The sequence below is a fragment of the Streptomyces sp. CA2R106 genome (assembly GCF_037034245.1).
Lineage (GTDB): Bacteria > Actinomycetota > Actinomycetes > Streptomycetales > Streptomycetaceae > Actinacidiphila.
Map to the genome: position 1 here is coordinate 1 of NZ_JBAGKC010000068.1, position 6,205 is coordinate 6,205.

Annotated in this window: 1 protein-coding gene; it reads left to right on the forward strand. The window is 74.3% G+C overall.

The features are described from left to right. Positions 1-6,205: SDR family NAD(P)-dependent oxidoreductase (locus WA788_RS34900; protein WP_335984396.1), on the forward strand; the 6,205-nt coding region annotated here is incomplete at both ends.

Below are 6,205 nucleotides of genomic sequence, written 5' to 3' on the forward strand. Positions count from 1 at the left end.
CGACACCTCCACCCTGGACGCCGGTTACTGGTACCGCAATCTGCGGCAGACCGTGGAGTTCGAGCAGGCGACCCGGGCTCTGGCGGCCGACGGTTTCACCGCGTTCGTCGAGGTCAGCCCGCACCCGGTCCTCACCATGGCCGTGCAGGACACGCTCGGCGAGGACGCCGTTGCGACGGGCACCCTGCGCCGTAACGAAGGCGGCCTGGACCGTTTCCTGCTGTCCGCGGCCGAACTCTTCGCCCACGGCGTCCCCGTCGCGCTGGACCGGCTGTTCACCGGTCGCGGCGCGGAGTGGGTGGACCTGCCGACGTACGCCTTCCAGCACCGCCGGTACTGGCCGCAGGCGGCCGTGGCGGCCCACGACCCCGCGCTGCGCGACCCGGTGGACGCCGAGTTCTGGGCGTCGATGGAGAGCAGCGACGTCGCCGGGCTCGCCCGCTCGCTGGGCGTCGACAGCGCCGCGCTGACGGACGTGGTGCCCGCCATGCTGCGCTGGCGCGACCAGCGGCAGTCCGCGACCGCCGCGGACGGCTGGCGCTACCGGGAGACGTGGGCGCCGGCGTCGGCGACGGGCCGGCTCGCCGGCGCGCCCGCCGCACGCTGGGCGGTGGTCGTGCCCGCCGGGTACGCCGCCGACCCGTGGACGGTGGCGGTGGCCGAGGCCGTGGGCGGCGAGCTGATCGAGGACGACGGCACGGCACCGGAGGTGAGCCCCGCCTGCCCGGGCGTGGTGTCGCTGCTGGCGGTACGGGACGACGTCGAAGGGCTGCTGTCCACCGTCCGGCTGGTGCAGCAGGTGCGGGTGCCGGTGTGGGCGGTGACGCGCGGCGCGGTCGCCGTCCACGGCGAGGAGCGGATCGGCGGCGTCTGGCCGGGGGCGACCTGGGGCCTCGGCCGGGTGGCCGCCCTCGAAGTGCCCGAGCGGTGGGCCGGTCTGCTGGACCTGCCCGAGGTCATCGACGACGCGGTCCGGCAGCGGCTGGGCGCGGTCGTCGCGGGCGGGCACGGCGAGGACCAGCTCGCCGTCCGCTCGTCCGGGCTGTACGCCCGGCGCCTGGTGCACGCCCCGGCGGCCGGACTGCCCGCAGCCTGGCGGACCAGCGGCACCGCGATCGTGACCGGCGGCACCGGCGGGGTCGGCGCCCATGTGGCGCGCTGGCTGGTCGGGGCGGGCGCCGAGCACGTCGTCCTGGTCAGCCGCCGCGGCCCGGCCGCGGACGGCGTACCGGAGCTGACCGCCGAACTCCAAGCCGCGGGCGCCCGGGTGAGCGTGGCCGCCGGGGACGTCGGCGACCGGGAGACCGTCGCGGCGCTGATTGCCGCGGTCCCCGCCGACCTGCCGCTGCGCACCGTCATGCACGCGGCGGGCGTGGTCGACGAGGGCGGCGCCGTCGCCGACCTCACCGAGGAGGCACTGCGCGCGCAGCTGCGGGTCAAGGTCACCGGCGGGCTGCTGCTCGACGAACTCACCCGCGACCTGGAGCTGGACGCGTTCGTGCTGTTCTCCTCCGGCGCCGCGGCCTGGGGCAGCGCCGGCCAGGGCGGCTACGCCGCCGCCAACGCCTGCCTCGACGCCCTCGCCGGGCACCGCCGGGCCCGCGGCCTGCCCGCCCTGTCCGTGGCCTGGGGCGCCTGGGACGCGCCGGGCATGATGGCCGCCGACGCCGACTACGCCCAGTACCTCACGCGGCTCGGAGTGCACCCCATGCGGCCCGAACTGGCGGTCGCCGCCCTGCACCGGGCGCTGAGCGACGGCGACACCAATGTCGCGGTCACCCACATGGACTGGTCGCGCTTCGTGCCGACCTTCGGCATGGCCCGGCCGACCCGCCTGTTCTCGCTGCTGCCGGAGGCGGCCGCGGCCGAACCGGAGGAGACGCCGGAAGGCGGCGGCCACCTGCGCGCCATGAGCCCGCAGGAGCGCTACGACCACCTGCTCACCGCGGCCCGTGACCACGCCGCCGCGGTCCTCGGCCACGACTCGGGCGAACAGGTCGACGCGACCCAGGCGTTCAAGGAACTCGGCTTTGACTCGGTGACCGCGGTGGAGTTCCGCAACCGGCTCCAGACCGTCACCGGCCTGAGCCTGCCGACCACCCTCGTCTTCGACTACCCCAACGCCGCCCGCATCGCCGGCTACCTGGCCGAGCGCTTCGGCGACACCTCGGCGCAGACCGCGGACGCCCAGCCGGCCCTGCCGGTCCCCACGGCCGACGGTGCCGACGACCCGATGGTCATCGTGGGCATGGCCTGCCGCTTCCCCGGCGGTGTGGACAACCCCGCCGACCTGTGGCGCGTCGTCACCGACGGCGTCGACGTGATGTCGGGCTTCCCCGACGACCGCGGCTGGGACCTCGAGGCGCTCTACGACCCGAACGGCGAGCGTGCCGGCTCCTCGGTCACCCGCGAGGGCGGCTTCCTGGACGACGCGGGCGGTTTCGACGCCGCCTTCTTCGGCATCTCCCCGCGCGAGGCCATGGCCACCGACCCGCAGCAGCGGCTGGTGCTGGAAGCCTCCTGGGAGGCCCTGGAACACGCGGGCATCGACCCGGCCGCCCTGGCCGGGACCTCCACCGGCGTCTTCGTCGGCGCCGCCCCGTCCGGCTACAGCGAGGTCGCCGGCGCCACCCCCGAAGCCCAGGGGCACCTGCTCACCGGCGGCTTGCTCAGCGTGCTGTCCGGCCGGGTCGCCTACACCCTCGGCCTCCAGGGCCCGGCGGTCAGCGTGGACACCGCCTGCTCGTCGTCGCTGGTCGCCCTGCACTGGGCCGGTCAGGCGCTGCGCGCGGGGGAGTGCTCGCTCGCGCTCGTCGGCGGCGTGGCCGTCATGGCCACCCCGGGCGGCTTCGTCGAGTTCAGCCGCCAGGGCGGGCTGGCCGCCAACGGCCGGGTCAAGGCCTTCGCCGAAGCGGCCGACGGCACCGCTTGGTCCGAGGGCGTGGGCGTGCTGGTCGTGGAGCGCCGGTCGGACGCGGAGCGCAACGGCCACCGCGTGCTGGCGGTCGTACGGTCCAGCGCGGTCAACCAGGACGGCGCGTCCAACGGTCTGACCGCTCCGAACGGTCCCTCCCAGCAGCGGGTGATCCGCCAGGCGCTGGCCGCGGCCTCGCTGTCGCCGTCCGACGTGGACGTGGTGGAGGCGCACGGCACCGGTACGACGCTCGGCGACCCGATCGAGGCCCAGGCGCTGCTCGCGACCTACGGTCAGGGCCGCCCCGCCGAACGGCCGCTGCTGCTGGGGTCCTTGAAGTCCAACATCGGGCACACGCAGGCGGCCGCGGGCGTGGCGGGCGTGATCAAGATGGTGCTCGCCCTCCAGAACGGGGTGGTGCCCCGCACCCTGCACGTGGACGCGCCGTCCTCCCAGGTCGACTGGTCCGCGGGCGGCGTCGAACTGGTCACCGCGCAGGTGGCCTGGCCGTCGGCGGACCCGGACCGGCCGCGCCGCGCCGGCGTGTCGTCCTTCGGCGTCTCGGGGACGAACGCGCACGTCATTCTGGAGGCCGCGCCCGAGGCGGAGCCGGAGTCCGTGGTGGAGGACCGCGGTGCCGGGACGGTGTGGGTGGTGTCGGGTCGTTCGGAGGAGGCGCTGCGGGCGCAGGCCGGGCGGTTGGTGTCGGCGGTGGACGGGGTGGACCCGGTGGCGGTGGGTGCGGCGTTGTTGTCGCGGTCGGTGTTCGAGCACCGGGCCGTGGTGGTGGGTGCTGATGCGGGTGAACTGACGGCGGGGTTGCGGGCGTTGGCTGCTGGGGAGTCGGTGGCGAACGTGGCCCAGGGTGTGGGGCGGAACGGGCGCCGGGTGGCGGTGCTGTTCGCGGGCCAGGGCGCGCAACGGCTGGGGATGGGGCGCGTGTTGTACGGGGAGTCCGAGGTGTTCGCTGCCGCTTTCGACGAGGTGGTGGCGGAGTTGGACCGGCACCTCGATGTTCCGCTGCGGGAGGTGGTGTGGGGTGAGGACGCGGAGGAGTTGAACTCCACGGGGTGGGCGCAGCCCGCGCTGTTTGCCGTCGAGGTGGCGTTGTTCCGGTTGCTGGAGTCATTCGGGGTGGAGCCGGATTATCTGCTGGGGCACTCCATTGGTGAGGTGGCGGCGGCTCATGTGGCGGGGGTTTTTGACCTGCGGGACGCCTGCCGGCTCGTGGCGGCGCGGGCGCGTTTGATGCAGGCGCTTCCGGCGGGTGGGGCGATGGTCGCCATTGCGGCGCCGGAGGAGGGCGTACGGCCGTACCTGTCCGACGAGGTCTCGCTCGCAGGGGTCAACGCGCCTGGCTCCGTGGTCGTTTCGGGTGGGGAGGCCGCCGTTCTCGCGGTGGGTGAGCGGTTCAGGGCGTTGGGTGTGAAGACGACGCGGCTGCGGGTGTCTCATGCGTTCCATTCGGCGTTGATGGACCCGATGGTGGAGGACTTCATGGCGGCCATCGCCGACGTGGAGTTCTCGGAGCCGCGCATCCCCGTGGTGTCGAATCTGACGGGTGAGCCTGCGGACATGACGTCGCCGAAGTATTGGGCGCAGCAGGTGCGTTCGGCGGTGCGGTTCGCGGATGGTCTGGCGTGGCTGGCCGGGCAGGGCGTGGACACCTTCGTGGATGCGGGTCCGGACGGTGTCGTGGCGGGGTTGGCGCAGGCCAACGCCGAGGACGCTGTTGCGGTGGCCCTGATGCGCAAGGACCGGGAGGGACTGCGGACCGCGCTGCTGGCGGCCGGGGAACTCTTCGTCCAGGGCGTGCCGGTCGCCTGGCAGACCCTGGCGGGCGGCCGGAAACCGGGCCGGGTGGACCTGCCGACGTACGCCTTCCAGCGGCGCCGCTACTGGGCCCAGCCGAAGCCGGCCGGCGACGTGACGGCAGCCGGGCTGGCGTCCGCCGAACACCCGCTGCTGGGTGCGGTGGTGTCGGTGCCGGATTCGGGTGCGGTGGTGCTGACGTCGCGGTTGTCGCTCCGTACGCAGCCGTGGTTGCGGGACCACGCGGTGCACGGGGTGGTGCTGTTCCCGGGAACGGGCTTTGTGGAGCTGGCGGTTCGGGGTGCGGATGCCGTGGGGGCCGGTGGTCTGCGGGAGTTGGTCGTGGAGGCGCCGTTGGTCGTTCCCGAGGCGGGGAGCGTGCAGGTGCAGGTGGTGGTCAACGACGACGGTGGGCTCGCGGTGTACGCCCGGACGACGGATGACGAGCCCTGGACCCGGCACGCGAGCGCCGTACTGGGCGACGCCTCCGCCGCCGGGGCGGCCGGGTGGCAGTGGCCGCCGGAGAGCGGTGGACGGGTCGACGTCTCGGACTTCTACCGGCTGACCGCCGACCACGGCTTCGCGTACGGCCCGGCGTTCCAGGGACTGCGCGAGGTCTGGGCCGGACCGGAGGAGGTCTACGCCGAGGTGGCGGTCCCGGAGGACGAGGCCGACCGGGCCCGCAGGTTCGGGGTGCACCCGGCGCTGCTGGACGCCGCGCTCCAGGCGAGTGCCTTCGTGGGGCTGGAGCCCGCGCCGGCCGGGCGGTTGCCGTTCAGCTTCTCGGACGTGACCCTGCATGCCGCTGGCGCGACCGCCTCCCGGGTGCACCTGGTGCGGACGGGCGCCGACAGCATGCGGGTCGAACTGGCCGACAGCGACGGCCGGTTGGTGGTGAGCATCGGTTCGTTGGTGATGCGGCCGGTAGCGGCTGGCGGTGTGTCCGGTGGTGTGCGGTCCGGGCTGGTGCTGGGGTTGGACTGGTCGTCGGTGGTGGCGGTGCCGGAGGAGGTGCCGGGTGCGGGTGCGGGTGCGGGTGTGGCGGTGTTCGGTGTGTCGGAGGACGTCGAACCGGGTGCGGATGTGCTGGTGTTGGCTGCGTACGGTGCCGGGGGCGATGTGGTGGCGTCGGCGCATGAGGTGACCGGTTGGGTGTTGGGTCAGGTGCAGCGGTGGGTGGGGGATGAGCGGTTTGCCGGGAGCCGGTTGGTGGTGGCGACGCGGGGTGCGGTCGAGGCCGGGCCGGGGGAGGCGGTTGCTGATCTGGCGGGTTCGGCGGTGTGGGGGTTGGTGCGGTCGGCGCAGGCCGAGCACCCGGGCCGGATCACCCTGGTGGACGTCGAAGCGTCGGCTACCTCCCTGGACACCGATCTCATCGCCAAGCTTGCGGTCGGTGGGGAGCCGCAGGTGGTTGTCCGGGAGGGTGTCGTCCGTGCGGCGCGACTGGTGCGCGTGACGCCGACCCCGGACGCCTCGGAG